At 72.9% G+C, this 24311-nt stretch carries 25 protein-coding genes and 2 pseudogenes; 13 read left to right on the forward strand and 14 right to left on the reverse strand.

What is annotated here, in order from left to right; genetic code table 11:
• The first annotated feature begins 56 nt into the window (after positions 1-56).
• The gene (locus tag BN1555_RS17430) at positions 57-1304 is read left to right on the forward strand and encodes a GNAT family N-acetyltransferase (RefSeq protein WP_093800246.1); all 1248 of its coding nucleotides are present in this window, start codon (positions 57-59) and stop codon (positions 1302-1304) included.
• Positions 1305-1454: 150 nt separating this feature from the next.
• Positions 1455-2198, forward strand: a complete 744-nt coding sequence (locus BN1555_RS17435) for an HAD family hydrolase (RefSeq protein ID WP_255306068.1) — start codon at positions 1455-1457, stop codon at positions 2196-2198.
• Between the two features lie 39 nt (positions 2199-2237).
• Here BN1555_RS17435 and BN1555_RS17440 read toward each other — a convergent pair whose 3' ends face one another.
• From BN1555_RS17440 to BN1555_RS17470, 7 genes are all read right to left on the reverse strand, one after another.
• Complete coding sequence (locus tag BN1555_RS17440; RefSeq protein ID WP_093800248.1) at positions 2238-2834, reverse strand: dihydrofolate reductase family protein; 597 nt, start codon at positions 2832-2834, stop codon at positions 2238-2240.
• Between the two features lie 139 nt (positions 2835-2973).
• On the reverse strand, positions 2974-3780 hold the full coding sequence (locus BN1555_RS17445) for an ABC transporter permease (protein WP_255306069.1): 807 nt from the start codon (positions 3778-3780) through the stop codon (positions 2974-2976).
• A 114-nt stretch (positions 3781-3894) separates the two neighbouring features.
• Complete coding sequence (locus tag BN1555_RS17450; RefSeq protein ID WP_093800249.1) at positions 3895-4686, reverse strand: ABC transporter permease; 792 nt, start codon at positions 4684-4686, stop codon at positions 3895-3897.
• Complete coding sequence (locus BN1555_RS17455; protein WP_176710057.1) at positions 4683-5678, reverse strand: ATP-binding cassette domain-containing protein; 996 nt, start codon at positions 5676-5678, stop codon at positions 4683-4685. Before BN1555_RS17455 ends, BN1555_RS17450 begins: the two co-directional genes overlap by 4 nt.
• A 95-nt stretch (positions 5679-5773) precedes the next feature.
• Entirely contained in the window at positions 5774-6616 is an 843-nt protein-coding gene (locus BN1555_RS17460) for a DUF4097 family beta strand repeat-containing protein (RefSeq protein ID WP_093800251.1), read from the reverse strand.
• Between the two features lie 81 nt (positions 6617-6697).
• Complete coding sequence (locus tag BN1555_RS17465) at positions 6698-7216, reverse strand: toxin-antitoxin system HicB family antitoxin (RefSeq protein ID WP_093800252.1); 519 nt, start codon at positions 7214-7216, stop codon at positions 6698-6700.
• Between the two features lie 543 nt (positions 7217-7759).
• Positions 7760-8737 (reverse strand): zinc-binding dehydrogenase, encoded by a 978-nt coding sequence (locus BN1555_RS17470; protein ID WP_093803460.1) that lies wholly within the window; start codon positions 8735-8737, stop codon positions 7760-7762.
• Positions 8738-8847: 110 nt separating this feature from the next.
• Here BN1555_RS17470 and BN1555_RS17475 point away from each other — a divergent pair, with 110 nt between their 5' ends.
• On the forward strand, positions 8848-9492 hold the full coding sequence (locus BN1555_RS17475) for a TetR/AcrR family transcriptional regulator (protein ID WP_093800253.1): 645 nt from the start codon (positions 8848-8850) through the stop codon (positions 9490-9492).
• A 32-nt stretch (positions 9493-9524) separates the two neighbouring features.
• Positions 9525-11510, forward strand: coding sequence for a HelD family protein (locus BN1555_RS17480; protein ID WP_093800254.1), 1986 nt, complete (start codon positions 9525-9527; stop codon positions 11508-11510).
• Between the two features lie 252 nt (positions 11511-11762).
• Here the strand turns inward: BN1555_RS17480 and BN1555_RS17485 are convergent.
• Positions 11763-12220: pseudogene (locus BN1555_RS17485) on the reverse strand (nitroreductase family deazaflavin-dependent oxidoreductase).
• 132 nt (positions 12221-12352) lie between these two features.
• Between BN1555_RS17485 and BN1555_RS17490 the strand changes: the two are divergent.
• Entirely contained in the window at positions 12353-12856 is a 504-nt protein-coding gene (locus tag BN1555_RS17490) for a DinB family protein (RefSeq protein WP_093800255.1), read from the forward strand.
• 200 nt (positions 12857-13056) lie between these two features.
• On the opposite strand, the gene BN1555_RS38505 is transcribed toward BN1555_RS17490, so the two are convergent.
• A complete protein-coding gene (locus BN1555_RS38505; RefSeq protein ID WP_141662862.1) occupies positions 13057-13404 on the reverse strand; it encodes a hypothetical protein in 348 nt (115 codons plus the stop codon).
• A gap of 134 nt (positions 13405-13538) precedes the next feature.
• On the opposite strand from BN1555_RS38505, the gene BN1555_RS17500 reads away from it, so the two are divergent.
• From BN1555_RS17500 to BN1555_RS17510, 3 genes are all read left to right on the forward strand, one after another.
• The gene (locus BN1555_RS17500; protein WP_176710058.1) at positions 13539-13955 is read left to right on the forward strand and encodes a helix-turn-helix domain-containing protein; all 417 of its coding nucleotides are present in this window, start codon (positions 13539-13541) and stop codon (positions 13953-13955) included.
• 25 nt (positions 13956-13980) lie between these two features.
• Positions 13981-14559, forward strand: a complete 579-nt coding sequence (locus BN1555_RS17505; RefSeq protein WP_093800257.1) for a hypothetical protein — start codon at positions 13981-13983, stop codon at positions 14557-14559.
• Positions 14560-14703: 144 nt separating this feature from the next.
• Positions 14704-15045 (forward strand): DUF2516 family protein, encoded by a 342-nt coding sequence (locus BN1555_RS17510; RefSeq protein ID WP_093800258.1) that lies wholly within the window; start codon positions 14704-14706, stop codon positions 15043-15045.
• Positions 15046-15103: 58 nt separating this feature from the next.
• Here the strand turns inward: BN1555_RS17510 and BN1555_RS17515 are convergent, their stop codons facing one another.
• The 3 genes and pseudogenes from BN1555_RS17515 to BN1555_RS17525 all read right to left on the reverse strand — a co-directional run bounded on the left by BN1555_RS17515 (position 15104) and on the right by BN1555_RS17525 (position 18729).
• Positions 15104-16462: a PP2C family protein-serine/threonine phosphatase gene (locus BN1555_RS17515; RefSeq protein ID WP_093800259.1), complete on the reverse strand. Its 1359-nt coding sequence runs from the start codon at positions 16460-16462 to the stop codon at positions 15104-15106.
• A gap of 224 nt (positions 16463-16686) precedes the next feature.
• Positions 16687-17762 (reverse strand): annotated as a pseudogene (locus BN1555_RS17520) (NlpC/P60 family protein).
• 160 nt (positions 17763-17922) lie between these two features.
• Positions 17923-18729 carry a class I SAM-dependent methyltransferase gene (locus tag BN1555_RS17525; RefSeq protein ID WP_093800260.1) on the reverse strand — a complete coding sequence of 269 codons (807 nt, stop codon included), beginning with the start codon at positions 18727-18729 and terminating at the stop codon, positions 17923-17925.
• A gap of 157 nt (positions 18730-18886) precedes the next feature.
• Here BN1555_RS17525 and mshA point away from each other — a divergent pair, with 157 nt between their 5' ends.
• From mshA to BN1555_RS17540, 3 genes are all read left to right on the forward strand, one after another.
• Positions 18887-20233: a D-inositol-3-phosphate glycosyltransferase gene (mshA, locus tag BN1555_RS17530; RefSeq protein WP_093800261.1), complete on the forward strand. Its 1347-nt coding sequence runs from the start codon at positions 18887-18889 to the stop codon at positions 20231-20233.
• Entirely contained in the window at positions 20226-20729 is a 504-nt protein-coding gene (locus BN1555_RS17535; RefSeq protein WP_093800262.1) for a type III secretion system chaperone family protein, read from the forward strand. The genes mshA and BN1555_RS17535 overlap by 8 nt, the downstream gene beginning before the upstream one ends.
• Before the next feature lie 344 nt (positions 20730-21073).
• A complete protein-coding gene (locus BN1555_RS17540) occupies positions 21074-21301 on the forward strand; it encodes a hypothetical protein (RefSeq protein WP_093800263.1) in 228 nt (75 codons plus the stop codon).
• A gap of 15 nt (positions 21302-21316) precedes the next feature.
• Here BN1555_RS17540 and BN1555_RS17545 read toward each other — a convergent pair whose 3' ends face one another.
• Positions 21317-22645: an MDR family MFS transporter gene (locus BN1555_RS17545; protein ID WP_093803462.1), complete on the reverse strand. Its 1329-nt coding sequence runs from the start codon at positions 22643-22645 to the stop codon at positions 21317-21319.
• Between the two features lie 130 nt (positions 22646-22775).
• Between BN1555_RS17545 and BN1555_RS17550 the strand changes: the two genes are divergently transcribed.
• Both BN1555_RS17550 and BN1555_RS17555 read left to right on the forward strand, forming a co-directional pair.
• Entirely contained in the window at positions 22776-23537 is a 762-nt protein-coding gene (locus BN1555_RS17550; RefSeq protein WP_093800264.1) for a phosphoglyceromutase, read from the forward strand.
• 117 nt (positions 23538-23654) lie between these two features.
• The gene (locus tag BN1555_RS17555) at positions 23655-23978 is read left to right on the forward strand and encodes a hypothetical protein (RefSeq protein WP_093800265.1); all 324 of its coding nucleotides are present in this window, start codon (positions 23655-23657) and stop codon (positions 23976-23978) included.
• A gap of 103 nt (positions 23979-24081) precedes the next feature.
• On the opposite strand, the gene BN1555_RS39005 is transcribed toward BN1555_RS17555, so the two are convergent.
• Positions 24082-24243 carry a hypothetical protein gene (locus BN1555_RS39005; RefSeq protein ID WP_176710059.1) on the reverse strand — a complete coding sequence of 54 codons (162 nt, stop codon included), beginning with the start codon at positions 24241-24243 and terminating at the stop codon, positions 24082-24084.
• Between the last annotated feature and the right edge of the window lie 68 nt (positions 24244-24311).

Consider the following 24311-nt stretch of genomic DNA (forward strand, 5'->3'; position numbering starts at 1 on the left):
CCGCCGGGGCGCGAAATGTACGCGACAGCCGTGGCCCGTGTGCCTAGCGTGGGCGCATGAGCGTCGACGTCCGTACGGTCACCGAGTCCGAGTTCCCCGACTGGCTGCGCGCCCTCGCCACCGGCTTCCTCCGGTCGCCCGTCCTCCGGGAGGACGAGACGGCGGAGCGCCTGTCGCACATGGGCCTGTCGCGCATGCGGGGCGCGTTCGACGGCGGGCGCTGTGTCGCGACGTACCGCTCCTTCGCGCAGGAGCTCACGGTGCCGGGCGGCGCGGCGGTCCCGGCGAGTGCCGTGACGCAGGTGACCGTGTCGCCGACGCACCGCCGCCGCGGCCTGCTCAGCCGGATGATGGACGCGGACCTCGCGGCGGCGAAGGAGCGCGGGGACGTCCTGTCGACGCTGATCGCCGCCGAGTACCCGATCTACGGGCGGTACGGGTTCGGGCCCGCCGCATCGGTCACCGAGTGGGAGATCGACGTGCCCCGGGCCGGGCTCGACGCGCGCTGGGCGGGGCCCGGCGACGGCGGAGGCCGGGTCGATCTGGCCGACGGAGCCGACGTGCGCAAGCTCGGGCCCGAGCTGCACGAGCGTTTCCGCGCGGTGCAGCACGGTGCGATCAACCGGGACGAGCGCTGGTGGCAGCTCGGCACGGGGCAGGTGGTGATGTCGTTCCAGCCCTGGACCGAGCCGTTCTACGCCGTCTACCGGTCGGCGCGGGGCGAGGTCGAGGGGCTGATGACCTACCACGCCGACGAGAAGTGGGGCGACGGCAAGCAGCCGCTCAACACGGCGACGGTACGCGACATGATCGCGGTGTCTCCGGCGGCGGAGCGCGCGCTGTGGCACTTCGTCTGCGCGGTCGACTGGATCACGACGGTACGGTCCGGGTACCGCGCCGGTGACGACCTGCTTCCCCTCCTGCTCCCGGATCCCCGGGCGGCCAGGACCCTCACGCAGGCCGATTTCCTGTGGGTGCGGCTGCTGGACGTCGTACGGGCCCTTGAGGCGCGTACGTACGCGGTGCCCGCCTCGCTCGTGCTGGAGGTGCACGACGCGGCGGGACTGGCCGGCGGGCGGTTCCGGCTGGAGGCATCGGCGGACGGGGCGGTGTGCGCCCCTTCGGCCGAGGCGCCGGATCTCACGCTGGACGTGCGGGAGCTGGGGGCGCTGTACCTGGGCGAGGAGTCCGCGGTGCGGCTCGCGGCGCTGGGCCGGGTCGCGGAGGAGTCGGCGGGCGCCGCCGCCGTGGCCGACGCCCTGTTCCGTACACCCAGGCGCCCGTGGTGCCCGGACATCTTCTGACCGGCCGGCCGGGCGGGCGCGGGCCGGACGGGCGCCCGGCGTTCGGCGGCCGCCGGAACGCGGCCCGCGGAACGGGGCGTCCGGGGAGCGGCCGCGGAAGTGGTCCGACGCGCTCTGGAACACCGCCACGTCGGGCCTGACACTCTCCTAGTGACCTCTGACACGACTCAAACCGAACAGGCGGCACCGGTGACCGAGGAACTGCGGGATCTGATCACGGGTGCGCACTGCGTGGTCTTCGGCTTCGACGGACCCCTCTGCCGGCTCTTCGCGGACCGTCAGGCGCACGACATGGCGGGCGGCCTGGTCGACCGGCTGGCGAAGCGCGGCCTGCATGTGCAGCTGACGGAGGAGGAACTGGCTTCCGGCGGCCCGCACGCCGTCCTGCGGGCCGCGGCACGGGCCCGCCCCGGCAGCGAGCTGCTGGAGGCCCTGGAGGAAGATCTCACCCGCGAGGAGCTGCGGGCCGCCGCCACCGCCAGGCCCGCCCCGTACGCCGACCCGCTGGTACGCACCTGGAGCGCGGTCGGCAGCCGTCTCGCGCTCACGACGGGCAGCTCTCCGCTGGTGGCGGAGCAGTACCTGGCCGGCCGGGGCCTCGCCGGCTGTTTCGGCCCGCACATCCACGGCCGTACGCCCGGCCCGGGCCGCCCCGCTCCCGGCCCGGACTGCCTCGGCCGCGCCCTCACTGGACTGGACGCCCGCCCCGCGGAGACCCTGATGGTCGGCGGCACCCCGGCGGACCTGACCGCGGCGCGGGAGGCGGGCGTACGGTTCCTCGGCTACGCGCGCGACGAGAGGCGGATGCGGGGGCTGCTCGGGGCGGGCGCGCCGGTGGTCGTGGACGACCTGGAACCGGTGCTCCGGACGGTGCGGGCGGCGGCTCGGGTCTGAAGGCCCGCCAGCTGCCCGCGGGAGCGGCCCGGCCCCGGCTCACCCCTCGGCGACGGGCCGGTAGGTGCAGACGTGCACGCCCGCGTCGCTGATGACGGTGGAGACCAGTTCGAGCGTGCGCAGCCCGCCGTCGTCGGGGAAGATCGTCTTTCCGCCGCCCAGGAGCACCGGCATGATCATGAGCCGGAGCTCGTCGGCCAGGCCCTCGCTCAGGAGGGTGCGTACGAGCGTGGGGCTTCCCATGACCACCAGGTCGCCGCCGTCCTTCTCGCGCAGCTCCCGGATGCGGGCGACGGCCTCGTCGCCGGGGATGCGCGTGGTGTTCTCCCACGTCAGTCCGGAGTCGTCCAGTGTCCGGGACACGACGTACTTCGGAAGGGAGTTCATCCGGTCGGCGAACGGGTCGCCGGCCCGCTCGGGCCACGCCCCGGCCATCGTCTGCCACGTGCGGCGTCCGAACAGCAGCCCCTCGGCCTTGGCCGTGGCGTCGTCGAAGGCGCCGCCCACCACCTCCGGGTCGAAGAACGGGTGCGACCAGCCGCCGTGGGCGAAGCCGCCGTCGGTGTCCTCGCCGGGGCCGCCCGGCGCCTGCACGATGCCGTCCAGGCTCATGAACTCGCTGATGACGATGCGCATGGGACTCGCTCCTCTTCCTCGCTCCGGGGTTACGGCAGTGGAGACGGCCGCGTCGCCCCGAAATCATCGCGCCCGCCCGGTTCCGCCCTTGTGTCGTGGGACACATGGCCGTGTGCCGGTCCCGTCCCGGCGCCGGACCTCACGCCGTCCGGCGCCGGAACAAGGCGTCCGACAGGGCGACGGACACCGCCAGGATTCCCGCGCACCACACCAGGGCGACCCACGGGGTGTTCCCCACGGGCTCGTTCGTGAGCAGGCCCCGGAGGGATTCGATGACCGGGGTGATCGGCTGGTGGTCGGCGAAGCCGTGGAGCCAGGCGGGCATCGTGTCGGTGCGGACGAAGGCGCTGCTCGGGTAGGGGAGGAAGGAGACGAAGAAGGTGAACCCCCCGGCCGCCTCGGGGGACTTGGCCAGGAGGCCCACGGCCGCCGACAGCCAGGAGAGCGCGGTGATGTACGCGAGCAGGACGGCCGCCGCCGTGAGCCAGTCGGCGGGGGAGGCCGAGGGGCGGAAGCCGATCGCGCAGGCGACGCCCAGGACCAGGGCGGTCGAGACGAGGTTGCGGACGGTGCTGGCCAGGACGTGGCCGGTCAGGATGGGGACGCCGCCGACGTCCAGGGTGCGGAAGCGGTCGATGACGCCTCTTCGGGCTCGAACGGCTGCTGGACGGGGTCGAGGTGCTGGTGCGCAAGCGGGCGGGGGGTTAGGGAGCGCCCGGGACCGGTCGGGTGGCCGGTGCCATCGGGTGCAGGGTGCCGGGCACCGTGGGCCGGGTCGAGGGCCGGCCGCTGCCGCCCGCGAGCCCGACGCCGGACCGGTCCCGGCGATGTGGCGGCGCGCAGTGGCCTCCGAGGCCGAGCTGCCGAAGGGCTCGCCCGGTCCCGCGGAACAACGAGGGGAAGCCTGGGCGGCGGGCTGGAGACCCGGCCGGCGGCGGTGGCGCACGCGCGCGCCGGCGGCCGGGAACGCGGACGGGGCGGCGTACGCCGACGGGGATGTCGGGGTACGCCGCCCTTGGGCGGGGCGGGCTGCGGGAGGCGGCCCGCGCGGTCGTCCCGGTTACTTCGGGTCGCGGTTGAAGGCCGCCTTCGACCAGAAGTAGCCGAACGCGGCGAGAGCCAGGCACCAGCCGAGCGCGAGCCACCCGTTGTGGCCGATCCCAGTGCCGAGCAGCAGTCCGCGCAGGGTCTCGATGGCCGGGGTGAACGGCTGGTACTCGGCGATCGGCTGGAACCAGCCCGGCATCGCGTCGACCGGGACGAAGGCGCTGGAGATGAGCGGGAGGAAGATCAGCGGCATCGCGTTGTTGCTGGCCGCCTCGGCGTTGGGGCTGGTCAGGCCCATGCCGACCGCGAGCCAGGTGAGTGCCAGAGTGAAGAGCACGAGCAGCCCGAACGCCGCGACCCACTCCAGGGCGGTGGCGTCGGTGGACCGGAAGCCGATGGCCACACCGACGGCGCCGACGAGGACCACGCTCACGACCGACTGCACCACGCTGCCGACGACGTGCCCGATGAGCACCGAGCCGCGGTGGATGGCCATGGTGCGGAAGCGGGCGATGATGCCCTCGGTCATGTCCATGGCGACGGACACCGCGGTGCCGATCGTGGTGGAGCCGATGGTCATCAGCAGCAGGCCCGGCACGAGATAGGCGATGTACTCGGACCGGTCCGCCCCACCGCCCCCGATGCCGGCACTCATCACGTCGCCGAAGACGTAGACGAAGAGCAGCAGGAGTATGACCGGCGTGAGCAGCAGGTTGAGCGTCATGGACGGGTAGCGCCGGGCGTGCAGGAGGTTGCGGCGCAGCATCGTGGACGAGTCGCGCACGGCGAGGGAGAGGGAGCTCATCGGACTGTCTCCTCGGAGGGCTGGCCGGTACGGCTGGTCAGGGCGAAGAAGACGTCGTCGAGGTCGGGGGTGTGCACGGTGAGTTCGTCGGCCTCGATGCCGGCCGAGTCCAGCCAGTCGAGGAGGGCGCGCAGTTCGCGCTGGCTGCCGCCGCTGGGGATCTGCAGCGACAGCGCCTCGTCGTCCCGGGTGGCCTCGCGCAGGGCGGAGGCGGCGGACCGGTAGATGGCCGGGTCGGTGAAGCGCAGCCGTACGTGGCCGCCGGGGACGAGCCGCTTGAGTTCGTCGGCGGTGCCTTCGGCGGCGATCCTGCCGTCGTTGAGCACCGCGATGCGGTCGGCGAGTTCGTCGGCCTCCTCCAGGTACTGGGTGGTGAGGAAGACGGTGACGCCGTCCGTGACCAGTTCGCGGATGATCTGCCACATGTTGTGACGGGAGCGGGGGTCGAGGCCGGTGGTGGGCTCGTCGAGGAAGATGATCCGCGGGGAGCCGACCAGGGTCATGGCGATGTCGAGGCGGCGCTTCATGCCGCCGGAGTAGCTCTGGGCGGGCTTCTTGGCGGCGCCCACCAGGTCGAAGCGCTCCAGCAGCTCGGCGGTGACCCGCCGTCCCTCGCGCTTGGACAGGTGGTGCAGGTCCGCCATGAGGAGCATGTTCTCCTCGCCGGTGATCAGGCCGTCGACGGCGGAGAACTGCCCGGTGACGCCGATGGCGGCACGCACCCCGTCCGGTGACGTGGTGACGTCGTGGCCCGCGACCCGGGCCTGCCCGCCGTCGGCGGTGACGAGCGTGGAGAGGATCTTGACGGCGGTGGTCTTGCCGGCGCCGTTCGGCCCGAGCAGCGCGAACACGGATCCGGCCGGGATGTGCAGGTCGATGCCGTCGAGCACGGTCTTGACGCCGTACGACTTGCGCAGACCGACGGTGGAGACGGCGGCGGGCGGCTGCGGGCCGTCGCCCCGCATGGACGTGGACATGACAGACGAAGGCATGGAGCCCTCCCGTTCGAAGGGTGAGGTGGCTGGGGGAGTGGGCGGGGTGAGGTGAGGCGGGGCGGTGCTTCTGGGACCGGGCCTCACTTCTGGGATCAGGCCTTGGCGCGGAGGACGTCGATGTTGCCCCAGTTGGTCCGTGCACGGACCCTGACGGTGCCCTCGGCCTGCTCCGGGGCTTCGGACGCGGTGAGGGCGTTGCGTACCTGCCCGCGGTTGGAGCTGACGTCGAGCCAGGCGGCGGTGCCCTCGTGGACGCCGACCTCGATGGAGCCGTGGGAGGTCTCCAACTGGACGGTGCCACGGGCGACTTCGGCGATACGGAGGTGGCCGTGGGTCGAGGTGCCGGTGACCGACCCCCCGGCGCGCGTGATGTCGATGCCGCCGTGGGCGCCGCCCACCCGCAGATCGCCGGTGACGGTGCCGACGGTCGTGGAGCCGTGCGAGTTCTTCAGGGCGGCGGGGCCGTCGACGGTGCCGACGCGCACGTTGCCGGTGCTGGTGGTGATCTCGGCCATGCCCTCGACCCGGTCCACCGTGATCGTGCCGTGCGACGCGTTCAGCGTCAGCGGGCCGGTGGTGTCGAGGCGGACGTCGCCGGCGGAGGTCTTCACGCGGACCTCGCCGAGTCGGCCCTCGCCGAGCACATTGGCCCCGGTGCCGGTCAGGTCGATGTCCGAGCCCGTGGGCAGTTCCACCGTCACGTCGACGGAGCCGCCGCGCCCGAGCAGATTGGCCTTGGGCGTGGTGACGGTCAGCACCCCGCTCGCGCAGGTGACCTCGGTCTGCTCGGCGGCCCGTACGTCCAGGTCCTTCTTCGGGGCGCGGGGCCGCACCTCGACGGCGGTGTCGAGGCGGTCGCCCGCGATGAACCGGATGGAACCGGCGTACAGGAAGGCGGACACCGAAATCGGTTCGGGAGTGTCGAAAGAAGGCATGGCTGTCCCGTCCTCTTGGGTCTTCAGGGCGTCCCCGCTGGTGGGACGTGGTGGGGTGAAGTGGTGCGGGCGCGGGCGCGGCTAGCGCACCCAGCCGGTGAAGCTCTGTCCGAAGGTCTGGGTCTTCTCCGTCGTGCGCGGCCGGGCGCCGCCGTCGACCGCGGCCGACACGGCCCGCACCAGCCACGCGTTGACCGACAGGCCCTCGCGGTTCGCGGCCTCCTCGGCGCGCGCCTTGAGGTGGGCCGGCAGGCGCAGATTGACGCGGGCGGTGCCGCCCTCGTCGCCGTCGGCCGGGGCCGGGGCCCTGAGCGGTTCGGCGGGCGCGGCGGGCTCCGCGGGGGCGCCGCCGTCGCCGGGCGGCCGCGTCACCACGAAGTCGGGGTCGATTCCTCGCAGCCGTACGTCGACCGAGCCGGGGGCGAGTTCGCGGGTGATCTCGTCCATCGCGGCGGAGAGCACGTTGAGCATGGTCAGCCGGGTCGCCGACTCCAGGGGAGCGGTGAGCCGCTCGGCCAGCTCGCGGGCTTCGTCACCGCCGGCTTCGGCGGCCACCGCGAGTTCGCGGCGGAGGGTGTCGACATACGGGGTGAGGTCCATGGCGCCATAGTGGCATCACAATGGCACCTCACGCAAGAGTGGCTGGCGCCTTATGGGGGCGAGCTTGACGTGAGCTCGGAGAGATGTGCCCTGAGCTGCGAAAACGTGCAGAGGTCGGCCTGGGGCATTGTGGTGCCATGCGTGCGCATGTGCTTTTCGGGGACACGAAATGGCGCCGGGTGGCACTACGTGGTGCCACCCGGCGCCACGTGGTGCCATGCGAGGTCGCAAGGGGTGGGGTCTGCCCCCGCCTCGCGGTCTGCCGCCGGGCCGGTCCCCTGCGCGGCGGTACGACCGGGCCCGCCCCGCCCCGCCCGGCCGGGGCGTGTGCGGGGTCGTGATCAGACGAGCCGGGCCGGGTCCGCCCCGGGGCGGACCCGGCAGGAAGACCGGCACCCCGTGTCACTCGAACTTCTCTACGGGGTTCTGCGGAGCCGGGTGGGCCCTCTGCGCGATCGGCCGCTCGACGCCCCGCGCCGGCTCGGAACCCCCGCGGAGCGGGCGGCCACCGGCAGGATCGGTCCTACCGGAATTTCCTGCGCCTCACCCGCTCAGGCTCGTGAGCAGCGCCTTGCCCGCCACCGCCCGCGCCTCGATCGCCGCGTGCGCCTCCGCGGCCCGGGCCAGCGGGAACGTGGCCGCGATCACCGGGCGCAGGCGGCCCGCCGCCGCCCGTGCCAGGGCCTGCGCCGACAACCGCGTGATGTCGGCCGCCCCGTACTGGACCTCGCTGATCCCGCGCAGCGTGATCCCCCGGCGCTCCGCCTCGCCCGCGTCGACGGCCGCGAAGCCGCCGCTGGACGCGCCGTGCGTCGAGACGCGGCCGCCGTCGGCCGTCAGCGCGAAGCCCGCCAGGCCCAGCTCACCGCCCACGCCGTCCAGCAGTACGTCCGCCCCCGCGCCGCCGAGCGCCTCGCGAGCCCGGTCGGTCCAGCCCTCCTCGGAGTAGTCCACCACCGCGTCGGCGCCCAGTTCCCGTACGAGTCCCAGCTTCCGCTCGCCGCGCGCCGCCCCGACGACACGGGCCCCGGCCGCACGGGCCATCTGCACCAGCAGCGTCCCCATACCGCCCGACGCGCCCAGGATCAGCACCCGCTCGCCGGGCCGGATGCCGGCCGCCTCGGCGATGCCGGTGCCGGTGACGCCGTCGTGCGCGAGTGCGGCGGCCTCGCGCAGGCCGAGGCCGTCCGGGACCGGGATCAGCCGGTCGAGCGGGACGGCGACCTGTTCCGCGTACGTCCCGAGGGCGCCCGGCCCCGCCACGACCCGGCGGCCGGTCCACGCGGGGTCCACGCCGTCGCCCACGGCCAGTACCGTGCCGGCGGCCGCTCCGCCCGGCACGTACGGCGGCTCGATGCCGAACTGCGGGCCCCAGCCGCCGCGGATCTGCGTCTCGACGTAGATGGTGTCGGTCACGGCGACTTCGACGACCACTTGTCCGGGCCCGGCCACCGGGTCCGGCAGCTCGGTCGCCACCAGTACCTCCGGGCCGCCGAACTCCGCCACCTGGATTGCGCGCATGACGTTCACTCCCACTCCGCCGGTACCTGTGCGACTGCCTGTGCGGCTGCCCGTTCCACGAGTCTGGGACCTCAAGTTCTGTTGAGGTCAAGCGCGTACGCTTCGTCGTCATGAGTGGTTTGCGCGAGCGCAAGAAGCAGCGGACGTACCGGGTGATCTCCGATGCCGCGATCGCCCTGTTCCTGGAGAAGGGCTTCGACAAGGTCTCCGTGGCCGAGGTGGCGGCCGCGGCCGAGATCTCCAAGCCGACGCTGTTCCGGTACTTCCCCGCCAAGGAGGACCTCGCGCTGCACCGGTTCGCCGACCACGAGGACGAGGCGGCCCGGGTGGTGGCCGCCGGGCGCGCGGACGGGCTCTTGCCGCTGGACGCCCTGCACCGGCACTTCCTGGACGGACTCGGCCGGCGCGATCCGGTGACCGGTCTCTGCGATGACGCGGACGTGCTCGCCTTCCACCGGCTGCTGTACGGGACGCCGAGCCTGGTGGCCCGGCTGCACGCGTACGTGAAGCGTTCCGAGGAGGCGCTCGCCGCCGCGCTCGGCGGGCCGGACCTCCTGGCCTCGCGGCTCGCGGCCGGACAGATCGTCGCCGTGCAGCGGATCCTCGCCGAGGAGAACTGGCGCCGGATCGACGCGGGGGAGAGCGCGCGGGAGGTGTCCGCGGGGGCGGTGGCGGCGGCGGATCTGGCGTTCGGGCAGCTGAGGGACGGGCTGCGGGAAGCGGGCTGCGGAAAACAGGATTCTGAGTCTCGGTAAAATTAGTTACTCGGTTACGTTATCTTGGGCGGATGACGTCACCCGACCATGCCCTCAGCCAGGAACGGACCTTCCACGACCTCTGCCGCGCGGCCCTCGCCCGGATGACCGAAGGCGCCGACGAGCAGGTCGTCACCGGCGAGGACGTCTCCGCCTCCGGTGCCGACGCCGAAGCCCTCGGCTTCCATCTGCGCTCGTACGCGAAGGAGTTGAGGCAGGAGCCCGAGGGCCCGCTCTTCTTCGGGCGGCTGGACCTGGCCGACGGCCGGAGCCACCACATCGGCCGCCGCCGCATCGCAGAGCACCCCGCGGACCCGCCGCTGGTCATCGACTGGCGCGCCCCCGTCTCCCGCGCCTTCTACCAGGCGAGCGCACGCGACCCGCAGGGCGTGGCGGTGCGCCGTCGGTTCGGCTGGGCGCCGTGGAGCAAGGGGGCGTCCGAGGACCTGACCGGGCTGGAGGACGAGCGGCTCGCGGCGGGGGAGGAAGCCGGCGGCGTACCGGGGAGCGGCATCCTCACCGGCGAGATCGAGCGCCCCCGCGTCGGCCCGATGCGCGACATCGCCGCCACCATCCAGCCCGAGCAGGACGACCTCGTACGCTCCGGGCTCACCGAATCCGTCTGTGTGCAGGGCGCCCCGGGCACCGGCAAGACCGCCGTCGGCCTGCACCGCGCGGCCTACCTCCTCTACACGTACCCGCAGCGCCTCAAGCGCGGCGGACTGCTGGTCCTCGGCCCCAACCGGACCTTCCTCTCCTACGTCTCCGAGGTGCTGCCCGCCCTGGGCGAAAGCGGCATCAGGCAGTCGACGGTCGAGGACGAGACCGGCCGCCACCCCGTGCGCGCCCGGGACACCCCCGCGGCGGCCGCCGTCAAGCACGACGCCCGGATGGCGGCCGTGCTCCACCGGGCGCTGTACGGGCGGGTGTCGGCGCCCGCCGAGACCGTCGTCGTGCCGGACGGTTCGTACCGCTGGCGGATTCCACTGGACGAGCTGGAGCGGATCGTCGCGGAGGTACGGGCCGAGGCGCCCCCGTACGCCGTTGGCCGCGAGCGCGTCCGCACGCGCGTCGTCCGGGCGCTCCAGCTCCAGGCCGAACGGCGGGCCGGGCCGCCGGACAACGCGTGGCTGCGGCGGACGGGGCGGTCCCGGGCGGTCGGGGCGTTCGTCGACTCGGTGTGGCCGAAGGTCCGGCCGGAGGAGATCGTCGCCGCCGTGCTCACCGACCCGTCCGATCCGCTCCTCACCCCGGAGGAGCGGCGGGCGGTCCGCTGGACGAAGCCGCCGCGCTCGTGGAGGAGCGCCAGGTGGTCGGCCGCCGACCTGGTGCTGATCGACGAGGTCGCCGGACTCGTCGAGCGCCCCGGAAGCTACGGCCACGTCGTCATCGACGAGGCACAGGACCTGTCCCCGATGCAGTGCCGGGTGATCGCGCGCCGGGTCGGCTTCGGGTCGGTCACGGTGCTGGGCGACCTCGCGCAGGGCACGACGCCCTGGGCCGCCCGCACCTGGCCCGAACTCCTCGCCCACCTCGGCAGGCCCACGGCCGCCGTCGTCCCGCTGACCACCGGCTTCCGTGTCCCGGCCGCGATCGTGGAGCTGGCGAACCGGCTGCTGGGAGCGCTGGACGTCGACGTACCGCCAGGGCGGTCACTGCGCGCGGACGGGGAACTGTCGGTGCGCCAGGTGCCGGACGTGGTGGCGGCGACGGTCGACGCGGTACGGGCGGCGCGGGCCCGGGAGGGATCGGTGGGCGTCATCGCGGACGCGGGGCGGGTGGCGGAGCTCAGGGAGGCGCTGGAGGCGGCGGGGCTGGGGGAGACGCCCCGGGTGTCCGTGCTGCCCGCCACGCTCGCCAAGGGCCTCGAGTACGACCACGTCGTCGCCGTCGAACCGGCCGAGATCGCCGGAGGCGAGGAGCGGGGCCTCCACCGGCTCTATGTGGTGCTGACGCGGGCGGTCAGCCGCCTCGACGTGCTCCACCGGCTTCCGCTTCCGGCGGAGATGCGGGCCTGAACGCCTGCCTGCCACCGTGGATCACCCCGGCGGCCGGGCGGCGCCCGTACGGGCCCGGAAGTTCCCCGGCGGCCCCCGGTGCGGGGACGGCGGCGGTCCCGGCCGTCACGGGCGCGGCAGGTGCGCTCCGAAGCGGCCGGCGCGGCTGGGGGGCCGGCGCGGCAGAGGGCCGGCCGGGACGCGGGGGCCGCCCGTACGCCGGACGCGGGGTCGCCCGTACGCCGGGTGGCCCATCGCCTCGCACGTCCCGCCTCACACGTCCGTACGCCGGAGCCGCACCACCGGAATGTCGCGGCTGGTCTTCTTCTGGTAGCTCTCGTACGGCGCGAAGACGTCCACCAGGTGCGGCCACACCCGGGCCTTCTCCTCGGGGAGAGCGTCTCGGCGCGGGCCGGGAACCGCTCGGTACCGACCCGGAGTCGCACATCGGGATTCTCCTGGATGTTCCGGTACCACAGCGGGTGCTTGTCGGAGCCGCCCTTCGACGCCACGATCAGATGGTCGTCGCCGTCGCGTCCGTAGATCAGCACGGTGCGCCGTGTGATGCCGCTGCGCCGCCCGACGTAGTCCAGCAGCAGGCACGGCGCGCCCTGCATCGTGGTGCCCCTGGTGCCGCCGGACTCCTCGTACAGCTCGGCCTGTTCGGCCACCCAGCCGCTGGGGCTGAGCTTCACCGCACCGCTGTCGTCGCCGCCGTTTCCGTGTGTCACGTGTGCCGCTCCTTCTCGCCGTGTCGCTGCTGTCCCGTCGTACTGCCGGGCATCCTCCAGATTCGCCCCTGGAGCCGCAGGCCGCACAAAATCACTCGACAGCGGGTGTACGGGCGAAGAACATTCACCCCGATGACACGAACCGACGAACCTCCCACGCCCGACGAGCGCGCCACGCTCGCCACCTTCCTCGACTACGTCCGCGACACCGCGCGCGCCAAGTGCGACGGCGTCTCGCCGGAGGACGCCCGCGGGGCGCCACTGCCCGGCTCCCCGCTGATGACCCTGTGCGGGCTCATCAGCCACCTCCACTGGGTGGAGTACTACTGGTTCCAGGTGGCGTTCCTCGGTGAGGAGGACGAGGGGCCGTGGACGGACGAGGACCCGGACCGGGAGATGCGCATCGCGCTCGACGTCCCCCTGGCCGATCTCCTCTCGGCGTACGAGGCCCAGTGCGCCCGCTACCGGAAGCTGGTCGCCGAGCACGACCTGGACACCGAGGCGAAGCGCGCCGGGCGCAACGGCAAGCACCCCAATCTGCGCTGGATCCTGCTGCACCTGATCCAGGAGACCGCCCGCCACAACGGCCACCTCGACATCCTGCGGGAACTGGCCGACGGCCGTACCGGCGAGTAGGCCCGCGCGCCGGCACCCTTCCTCCGCCCCCGTCAGCCGGTCGTGCGCAGCACCTCGTCCGGGAGCGGCAGGTGCCGGTGCAGCGCGTCGCGGCCCTCGGGTGCGCGGACCGTTGCCCGGCATCCGGTTCCAGCCGGTACGGCAACGCGCTCACGGCTGCCGACGAGCCGAACCCGGCGGACGGGCGGAGCCCGGCGGTCTCACCGCCCCCGCACGGTCCTGCGCGCGGTCACACCCGCCCACCAGGTCGTCCCCGCCCCGACGGCCGGCGGCCACAGCAGTCCCACAACGTCCGGCTCCGCCCCGCGCACCGGACCGGCCACGGCGGCCAGACAGCCGCGGGCCACCAGCGGCCCCCGCACCCGCCACGGCAGCGCGACGGCCGCGGCCGCCCGCGCCACCGCCCACACCAGCCGCCCGGCGCGCGCGGCAGTGCGGTCGCGTCCCGCCACGGGACGAGGAGCCACGCCCGGCGCGGGAACGGCGGGCGTACGCCGGACCGCGCGCTCCGGGGCCGGGTGGCCCGTACGGCCGCCCGTGCCTGCCACAGGTCCGGCGAGTACGGGGACGCCCGCGCCCGCAGCGCGGTGCCCGCGTGCGTCCGTGCTCGGTCACGCCGACACGTAACACTTTTGCAAGCGCTCGCTTGCAAAAGTTAGCAACCATGGCGCACTATCGGGACATGGCATCGCTCAACGTCGGCAATCTCGGTGAGTACCTGCGCGAGCAGCGGCGCAACGCGCAGCTGTCGCTGCGGCAGCTCGCCGACGCCGCCGGGGTGTCCAATCCGTACCTCAGCCAGATCGAGCGCGGGCTGCGCAAGCCGAGCGCGGAGATCCTCCAGCAGCTCGCGAAGGCGCTGCGGATCTCCGCCGAGACGCTGTACGTGCAGGCCGGCATCCTCGACGAGCGGGAGCGCGAGGAGCTGGAGACGCGCGCCGTCATACTCGCCGACCCGTCGATCAACGAGCGGCAGAAGCAGGTTCTGCTGCAGATTTACGAGTCGTTCCGCAAAGAGAACGCGACGGACGCCGAAGCGGACGCCGTGACGGACGCCCCTGCCGGCGACAGCGATGCAGGCACACCACCCTCACAGTGAACTGAGATCCGGGAGGACCACAGTCATGGCCATCACCGATGACCTGCGCAAGACCCTCACCGACCCGACTCCCCTCTACTTCGCGGCCGGCACCGCGGACCTCGCCGTACAGCAGGCGAAGAAGGTGCCCGCGCTGATCGAGCAGCTGCGTGCCGAGGCTCCGGCGCGCATCGACGCCGTGCGCAACACCGACCCGAAGGCCGTCCAGGACCGGGTGTCCACCCAGGCCAAGGAGGCCCAGGCCACCGTCCAGGCGAAGGTCACCGAGGTGCTCGGCGCACTCGACACCGACCTGAAGAAGCTGGGCGAGCAGGCGCAGGACCTGGCGCTGCGGAGCGTGGGAGTGGCCGCCGAGTACGTGGTCAAGGCGCGCGAGACGTACGAGAAGGTCGCCGAGCACGGCGAGCAGAGCGTGAAGACCTGGCGCGGCGAGGCGGCCGAGGAGATCAACGAGATCGCCATCGCCGTGGAGCCCGACCCGGAGACCGGGAAGAAGGCGGACGCGGACGAGCCGAAGGCCGCCGAGGCCAAGGCCGCCCCGGCGAAGAAGGCCCCCGTGCGCAAGGCGCCGGTGAAGAAGGCCACGCCGGCCGCCGACAAGTAAGGCGAGTAAGGCAAGTAAGGCAAGCGGGCCGGACAGGGCAGGCGGGCGATACGAGTGCGATCCGGGCACCTTTGTGGGTGTCCGGCTCGTTGTCCGGGTACCTTGGCCGCGAGGCGCTCATCCACTCTCTAGGCGGTGTACAGCATGTTGCTTTCGGCATTCGGCACTCTGTTGTGGTTGATCAACCTCGCCATGCTCGTCCTCGCCGTGGTGGCGCTGTTCTTCGCCGCGACGGCCCGCGAGGACGCGTACCGCGCCGCCGACAAGCAGACCAAGGTCTTCTGGCTGGTCCTGCTGGGCGTCACGGTCGCCGTGAACCTGTTCGTCCCGATGCTGTTCCTGCAGATCGCCGGCCTGGTCGCGACCATCGTCTTCATGGTCGACGTACGGCCCGCGGTCAGGCAGGTCTCGGGCGGCGGCGGTGGCGGCCGCAGGGACGGCAGCAGCAGTGACGGTCCGTACGGGCCGTACAACGGCGGGCGTTAGGGCGCCGGTCACGACCGGAACCGTCCCGGGCCGGCCCGCCGCCCGGGACGGGCGCCGCTCAGCCGCGGTCGAGGAGCAACAGGGCCACGTCGTCGGTCAGTTCGCCGCCGTTGAGGTCCCGTGCCTCGGTGACCGCGGCCTCCAGGAGGTCCTCGCCGCCGAGCCCGGCCGCGAGCTGGCGGTTGATCATCTCGACCATCCCGTCCTGTCCGAGCCGCCGCTTCGAGCCCGGCGGGCCGACGCGGCCCTCGATCAGGCCGTCCGTGTACATCATCAGGCTCCAGGAGCCGCCCAGTTCGACCTGGCGGCGCGACCAGCGGGCGCGCGGCAGCAGGCCGAGCGCGGGGCCCCCGTCCTCGTACGGGAGGAGCTGCGCGGCCCGGCCGTGGCGGGCTATCAGCGGGGACGGGTGACCGGCCAGGCACAGGCCGGCCCGCCGTCCGTCCGGCGCGATGTCGACCGTGCAGAGCGTCGCGAAGATCTCCTCGCTCTCCCGCTCGTGCTCCAGGACCTGCTGGAGCGTGGAGAGCAGCTCGTCGCCGCACAGTCCCGCGAAGGTCAGGGCCCGCCAGGCGATGCGCAGCTCCACGCCGAGGGCGGCCTCGTCCGGGCCGTGGCCACAGACGTCGCCGATCATCGCGTGGACCGTGCCGTCGGAGGTGCGGACCGTGTCGTAGAAGTCCCCGCCGAGCAGGGCGCGCGAGCGCCCCGGCCGGTAGCGGGAGGCGAAACGCAGGTTCGAGCCCTCCAGCAGCGGGGTGGGCAGCAGGCCGCGCTCCAGGCGGGCGTTCTCCTGGGCGCGCAGCCGTGACTCGGCCAGCTTGTGCTGCGCGGTGTCGGCGCGCTTGCGCTCCACGGCGTACCGGATGGCGCGGCTGAGCTGGCGGCCGTCGAGTTCGTCGCGGAAGAGGTAGTCCTGGGCGCCGACGCGTACCGCCTCGGCGGCCCGCTCGGCGTCGGCCTCGGCCGTCAGCGCCAGAACGGCGTGCCGGGGCGCGAGGCGCAGCACGTGCCGCAGCGTCGCCAGCTCGTCCCCGTCCCCGCCGGAGGGCCCCGGCAGGGCCAGGTCGAGCAGGATGCAGTGCACGTCGTCCGTGAGCAGCCGCTCGGCCTCGGTGAGGTTGCGGGCGGTGCGGATACGGACACGGGTGCCGGCGGCGTCGAGCAGCGACGGGACGGTGAACGTCCCCGCCGGGTCGCCCTCGATCACCAGCAGGGTGAGGTCGCTGCCCTGCGCGGACGGGACGGGGACGGCGGGGGCCGCCGGAGCCGCCGGGGCGGCGCGGTCTGCGGCTGCCCGGACTGCGACGGCTGCTGCGCTCTCCGTGCTGCTGCCGTCCTGCTGCTGCCGCGGCAGGACGGGCTGACCGTGCTCGACGGCCGGGTTCTCACGCTGCCGCGGTACGGGTACGGGCATCGGTCTCGGTTTCCTTCCCTCCCCCCGAGGGCGCGGCGGCACGCCGATCGACGTTCCGCCAGACGGGGACCATAGCGTCACCCGGCACCGCAATGGAATGCCGTGCGGCGGGCCGCCGGCGTCATATGCCGCCTCCCGCAACGCATCCGGCGGGGTCGGCGGGGTGCGGGGCCATGACGAACATCACGCCCCGCCGCACCCGCGCCCCGTCCGTTCGGCCGCCGCTACTTGTCCGGGCGCACGACGCCCAGGATCGGCATCGAACCGGCCCCGGCGACCGTCACGTCCCGCCCGGGACGCGGCGCGTGCACCATCGACCCGTCGCCCAGGTACATCCCGATGTGGCTGGCGTCGTCGAAGTAGACGATCAGGTCACCGGGCCGCATGTCCTTCACGTCGACGCGCGGCAGCTGCCTCCACTGCTCCTGCGACGTGCGCGGTATGACCCGGCCCCCGCGCGCCACGCCTGCGACGTCAGCCCCGAGCAGTCGAAGGAGCCGGGCCCCTCGGCGCCCCAGACGTACGGCTTGCCGATCTGCGCCGTCGCGTACGCGACGGCCGTCTCGCCGTCCCGCGTCGCCCTGCCGCCGGTGGCCCGGAGGGCGCCGGAGTCCAGCCAGGCGGTCTGCGCTTCGCGTTGCGCCTCCTGCTCCATCCTGAGGAGCCGTTCCCGCTCCTCCTTCTCCAGCGTGGCTTCCAGCTTCTCGGCGGCGGCGATCTGCTTCTTGATCTCCTTCTTCGCCGCTTCCTTCTTCTCGCGGTGGGACTCCAGTTTCTTCAACTGGGAGGTCGCGTCCTGGGTGTACGCCTCCAAGTCGGCCTGGGTCCGCGACAGTTCGGCGATGAGCGCCTTGGCCGCCTGCTGGCCCTGCAGGATCCGGCTCGCCCCGTCCAGGAAGTGCCGAGGGTCGTCGCTGAGCATCAGGTGCGCCTCGGGCGGCAGGCCGCCGCTGCGGTACCGGGCGCTGGCCTCGGCCCCCACCCGCTTCTTCAGCTCCTCGATGCGCTTCTCGCCCTCGGTGATCTCCTCGGCCAGTTCCGCGACCTCGGACGACTGCTTCTCGGCGCGCTCCTCGGCGAGGTTGTACGCGTCCGTGGCGGCCCCGGCCCTGCGGTAGAGGGCGTCGATCTCGCCGCGCACCTCCTGGAGGCGCTGCTCGCTCCTCGGCGGCCTGGGATCCGCGTACGCCTGCCCAGGCACGGCCGACACGGCCAAGGCGCAGACCAGCACGATCGCGCTCGCGGCGCTGCGACGTCGGTTCACGAGCTCCCCCCGGATCCCAGATCCCAGATCACACATCCACATGTGATTTACCGTCAGTAACTTAGATTTCAATGCCGTGATGCTGCCATGCCGTCCGTCAAAACGACAGAGGTCCCCGCCCACAGGTTTCTGACGAACGGGCAGAGGGCCGTGTTCCCCCCTGGCGGTCACTCGTCCGAGAAGATCCGTACCGGTTTCAGGCGGTGCGGGGCTGGAGAGCGGCCCAGTTCACCGTGACTTCGCCCTGCCGCCACCGGCGCTCCCCGTCCGCCAGCGGCCAGTCGGCCGAGAGGTCGCGCACGGCCTTGATCCAGCGCTGCCGGGCGCCGAGCGAGGCGTACGGAGCGGCCGCCGCCCACGCCCGGTCGAAGTCCCGCAGGAAGGCGTGGACCGGCTCGCCCGGCACATTGCGGTGGATGAGCGCCTTCGGCAGCCGCTCCGCGAGGTCCGACGGCCGGTCCAGCGACCCGAGCCGGGTCGCGAAGGTGACCGTCCGCGGCCCCCCGGCCCCGAGTGCGACCCACACGTGCCGCCGCCCGATCTCGTCGCACGTCCCCTCGACCAGCAGCCCGCCGGGTGCCAGCCGCCCGCACAACCGCGCCCAGACGGCGGCGACCTGCTCCTCGTCGTACTGGCGCAGCACGTTCGCCGCCCGGATGAGGGCGGGGCGGCGGCCACTGGGCAGCGGCACCTCGAAGCCGCCGTGCCGGAAGGCGAGGCCGTCGCGCTCGTACGGCTTCGCGGCGGCGACCCGGGCCGGCTCGATCTCGATGCCCACGACCTCGGCGGCGGGCGCGGCGGTGCGCAGCCGGCCGAGCAGCTCGACGGCGGTCCAGGGCGCGGCCCCGTACCCGAGGTCGACCGCGACGGGATCGTGGCTGCGGCGCAGCTCGGGGCCGTGCACGGCGGTGATCCAGCGGTCCATGCGGCGCAGGCGGTTCGGGTTGGTCGTCCCGCGGGTCACGGCACCGACAGGGCGCGAGGGGGGAGTACGGGAGGCCATGAAGCGAGGGTAGACGCCCGCCCGGACCCGTAGAGGTTGAGGCGGATTGGGTAATGATTTGGCAAAGCGGAAATTGGAGGGGGGTATTCCGCTGTTTGCGCTCAACGGAGGGTCCCACCCCTCTCCCTGTTATGCCCGAGCGAGGAGGACCTTCGACGTGAGCCAGTACGTCTCCCGACTCGCCGGCACACTGGCGACGCCGCCCCGCCTGAGGCTGCCCGGCGCCCACCACCGCAAGCCGCGCCGCATCGCCATGCTCAGCGTCCACACCTCCCCGCTGCACCAGCCGGGAACGGGCGACGCGGGCGGCATGAACGTCTACATCGTCGAGCTCGCCAAGCGCCTGGCCGCGATCAACATCGAGGTCGAGATCTTCACCCGGGCGACCACGGGCGGCCTGCCTCCGAGCGTCGAGCTCGCGCCCGGCGTACTGGTCCGCCACGTCGACGCGGGACCCTACGAGGGCCTCGCCAAGGAGGAGCTGCCCGCGCAGCTCTGCGCCTTCACGCACGGCGTGATGCAGGCCTGGGCCGGTCAGCGCCCCGGTTACTACGACCTCGTCCACTCCCACTACTGGCTCTCGGGACACGTCGGCTGGCTCGCCGCCGAGCGCTGGGGCGTCCCCCTCGTACACGCCATGCACACCATGGCCAAGGTCAAGAACGCCGCGCTCGCGGAGGGCGACACACCCGAGCCGGCCGCGCGCGTCATCGGCGAGACGCAGATCGTGCGCGCCGCGGACCGCCTCGTCGCGAACACCGCGGAGGAGGCCGACGAACTGGTCCGCTTCTACGAGGCCGACCCCGGCAAGGTCGCCGTCGTACACCCCGGCGTGAACCTGGAGCGCTTCCGTCCGGCCGACGGCCGGGCAGCGGCCCGCGACCGCCTGGACCTGCCCCAGGACGCGGTCGTCGCGCTCTTCGCCGGCCGCATCCAGCCGCTCAAGGCCCCGGACGTCCTGCTGCGCGCGGTCGCGGTGCTCCTCGACGAGGACCCGTCGCTGCGCTCGAAACTCGTCGTGCCGGTCGTCGGCGGTCCCAGCGGCAGCGGCCTCGCCAAGCCCGAGGGCCTCCAGAAGCTCGCCGCCCGCCTCGGCATCGCCGACGTCGTGCGCTTCCGCCCGCCCGTCGGCCAGGACCGCCTCGCGGACTGGTTCAGGGCGGCATCGGTCCTCGTCATGCCGTCGTACAGCGAATCCTTCGGCCTGGTCGCGATAGAGGCCGAGGCGTCCGGCACGCCGGTCGTGGCGGCGGCGGTGGGCGGTCTGCCCGTCGCCGTACGGGACGGGCAGACCGGCATCCTCGTCGAGGGCCACGATCCGGCCGGGTACGCCCGCGCGCTGCGCCGCTTCATCGACGAGCCCGGCCTGGTGGACCGGATGGGCGCGGCGGCGGCCCGCCACGCGCAGTCCTTCGGCTGGGACACCGCCGCGTCCGCCACGGCCGACGTGTACACGGCCGCGATGCACGAGCACCGCCGTCGCGTACGCTCGCACCATGGCTGACGCACGGCAGACCGCCGCCGAGACGCTCGAACGGACGCTGAAGGACGCGGACCTGAAGTGGGAGAGCCCCGAGCCCGGCTCGTACGTGGTCACGCTCCCCGGCACCCGCAAGCTGTCCACCACCTGCTCCCTGATCGTCGGCAGGCACTCCCTCTCGATCAACGCCTTCGTGATCCGGCACCCCGACGAGAACGACGCGGCGGTGCACCGCTGGCTGCTGGAGCGCAACCTGCGCCTGTACGGGGTGAGTTACGCGATCGACGGCCTCGGCGACATCTACCTGGCCGGGAAGCTCCCGCTCTCCGCGGTGACCCCCGACGAGCTGGACCGCCTGCTGGGGAGCGTCCTGGAAGCGGCCGACGGCGGCTTCAACACCCTGCTGGAGCTGGGTTTCGCGAGTGCGATCCGCAGGGAGTACGCGTGGCGGGTGTCGCGCGGCGAGTCGACCAGGAACCTGGACGCGTTCACCCACGTGACCCGGCCCGCGTCCGACTGACCCCGACGGAGTCCTCCTCGCCGTGCGGCGCCGTCAGGCCACGTACCTCCACTGGTAACTGACGGCAGCTCAGGTACCGGAAGGGGTGCGGCGGCCTGCCCGCCGCACCCCTTCCGCGTACGCGAACACAGCGGACGCGCCCCTTTCCCCGCCTCCGGCCTTCCCGCCATGCTCGCCGACGATGCGCCCCAGACCTGACGCCTGCTCACTTACACGGAGGCCGGGCCCACGGACACCGGTCGGGGCGCCCTCACCGGACGGAGCCTGATCGCCAGCGCGACGGCCGTCGCGGCGGCGACGCCTCCGCCGGCCCCCTCCACGGCGCCCGCCTCCCCCACGGGAACGTGAAGGCCGCCGACGTCCGCGCCGGACTCACGAGGACCGACACCGTCGCCCCGTACAGCGCGACCGTCGGCATCGGCGAGGTCAGGGATTTCGGCCAGAGCGACGCCCCCGGCGTCCCCGGCTTCACCGGACCGCTGCACTCGCGGCCGGCGGCGTACGGCGCTCCCGGCTCCGTACGGCCGCGCAATCCGTACGACGCCCAGCGCGCCCTCGCCCCCGGGCGCTGACGGCGGGCGCCGGCCTCAGGCGACGGCCCCGGGCTCCACCGCCGCCTTCCGCGCACCGGCGGCGGAGGGAGCCACCACCGCTTCCACCACCACCGTTTCCACCACTGCTTCCACCGCCGCTTCCACCGCCTCCGTCTCTGCCGGAAGGTTCCGCATCAGCAGCCAGTACCCGGCCGCCGCCACCGTCCCCAGCACCGCGCAGGCCCCCCACAGCCACTCCGCCCCGTACCGGTCGATGAGGAAGCCGGACATCAGCGGGGCGACCAGCGCCGCCGCCGACCACGACATCGTGTAGACGCCCTGGTAGCGGCCGCGCCCGTGCACCGGCGACAACCGCACCACCAGGCCCGTCTGGACCGGGGAGTTCACGATCTCCGCCAGCGTCCAGACGCACACGGTCAGCGCGTAGACGGTGATCGACCCGGCGAAAGCGGTGAGCCCGAAACCGTACCCCGCGAGCAGCGACGAGACGATCAGCAGCCGGCGCGGATCCCGGTGCTCGATGAACCTGGTCACCGGTATCTGCAGGGCCACGATCAGCACACCGTTGACCGCGATCGCCATGCCGAAGTCCGCGCTGGTGAAGCCGTCCGTGCCCATCGCCACCGGCAGGCCGACGTACCCCTGTTGGAAGATCAGCGCGATGACGAACGACAGCCCGACCACGCCCATGAAACGCCCGTTACGCAGCACGGACCCCAGCCCGGCGTCCGGCTCGGCCGGCCTGCCCGCCGCGTTCATCACCCGTACCGGCCTGGACTCGGGCAGCTTCACGAAGATCAGCACCGCGCACACCAGCGTCATCGCGGCCTCGCCGAGGAAGCCCGCCAGATAGCTGTACTCGGCGATGAACCCGGCCCCCGCCGACGAGATCGCGAACCCGAGATTGATCGCCCAGTAGTTCAAGGAGAAGGCGCGCACCCGGTCCTCGGGCTTCACGATGTCCGCCATCATCGCCTGCACCGCCGGGCGCGACGCGTTGCTCGCCATGCCGACGAGGAAGGCGACGCCCGCGATCGCCACCGGGTGCTCCATGAAGCCGAGCAGCGCCACCGAGAAGGCCGTCGACGTCTGCGCGACCAGCAGGGTGGGGCGCCGGCCGAGTCGGTCGGTCATCACGCCCGCGCCGAGGGAGGAGACGACACCGCCGAGCCCGTGCAGCGAGGCCACGAGTCCGGCGTACGAAGCCGAGTAGCCGCGGTCCAGGGTCAGGTACAGCGCCATGAAGGTCGCGACGAAGGCCCCGAGCCGGTTGACGAGGGTGCTCGTCCACAGCCACCAGAACTCCTTGGGAAGCCCGGCGACGCTCTCGCGCACGGCCCGTCTCATACTGTTCACGGACACGGTGGACATCGTGCTTCCCCCCAGGGATGTAAGCGGCTCAGCGGTATCCGCAACTTACAAGTGCTCTGCTCAGGGGAGCCAGTCAATTGACGGCAGGCGTCAATCGTGGCGCGTGGATTAGGCTCGGCGCATGGCCGAAGCACCGTACAAGCTGATCCTCCTCCGCCACGGCGAGAGCGAATGGAACGCGAAGAACCTGTTCACCGGATGGGTGGACGTCAACCTCACCGAGAAGGGCGAGAAGGAGGCGGTACGCGGCGGTGAGCTGCTCGTGGACGCCGGCCTGCTGCCCGACGTTCTGCACACCTCGCTCCAGAAGCGTGCGATCCGCACCGCCCAGCTGGCGCTGGAGTCCGCGGACCGCCACTGGATCCCCGTCCACCGCTCCTGGCGTCTGAACGAGCGCCACTACGGCGCCCTCCAGGGCAAGGACAAGGCGCAGACCCTCGCCGAGTTCGGCGAGGAGCAGTTCATGCTGTGGCGCCGCTCGTACGACACCCCGCCGCCGGTCCTGGAGGACGGCACGGCGTTCTCCCAGTCCGACGACCCGCGCTACGCGACGATCCCCAGCGAGCTGCGCCCGCGCACCGAGTGCCTCAAGGACGTCGTCGAGCGCATGCTGCCGTACTGGTACGACGGCATCGTCCCGGACCTCCTCGCGGGCCGCACGGTCCTGGTCGCCGCCCACGGCAACTCGCTGCGCGGCCTGGTGAAGCACCTCGACGGCATCTCCGACGAGGACATCACCGGACTGAACATCCCCACCGGCATCCCGCTCTACTACGAGCTCGACGCCGACTTCCACCCGGTCACCAAGGGCGGCACGTACCTCGACCCGGAGGCCGCGAAGGCCGCCATCGAAGCCGTGAAGAACCAGGGCAAGAAGAAGTAACACCTACGGATCGAGCCCCCTGCCGCGGATGTTCCGCGGCAGGGGGCTCGGTGCTGCGTGACGCGGCGTAAAGGTTTCCTGCGGTCCGAGAAGTACGCGAAGAGGCGAGAGCACAGTATGAGCGACACCCTGCTGACCACACTGGCCACTGCCATGGCGCAGTTGGTCACGACCATCGACATGACGGACGAGGACGAGGTCGATCCGGACCTGACCACGACCTGGTTCGAAGACGTCGCCTACAACCTCGGCAGGCTCTCCACCGAGGACCGGCACCGGCTCGCGGCGCTCTTCAGGGAAGCGGCCATGGAGGAGACGCGGCCCGAGTTCCGGGAGGCGATGCTGGAGGTGCCGGAGAACTTCGGCCTCGAGGACGACGAGGACGACGAGGGCGACGAGAGCGGCCAGTACGGCCGTTACGACGAGGACGACCGGGTGTAGGTCCGGGTCCGGGCGCAGGCCCGTACAGAAGGGGCCCCGTCCTCACCGGACGGGGCCCCTTCCGCGAACACCGGCAGCACTGTCAGCACCGGCAGCACCGGCCTCACTGACCGCTGCAGCCGCCGCACTGGCACGGCGCGCCCGACTGGCAGCCGCAGCCGCAGCCGGAGCCGCAGCCGCAGGCGCCGAGGACGGGCAGCGCGGGCAGGCGGACCGCCTCGGCCGGCGGGTCCTGCGGGGAGCGGGGTGTGGGGGAATCGGCCATGGGGATCCTCCTCGAAGAGGCACGTGGCGTACTCCTGCTGCTGCCCATTGGATCCCCACGGGGGCGGG

The organism is Streptomyces sp. Wb2n-11, assembly GCF_001049855.1.
In the GTDB taxonomy this organism is placed as follows: Bacteria; Actinomycetota; Actinomycetes; order Streptomycetales; family Streptomycetaceae; genus Streptomyces; species Streptomyces altiplanensis.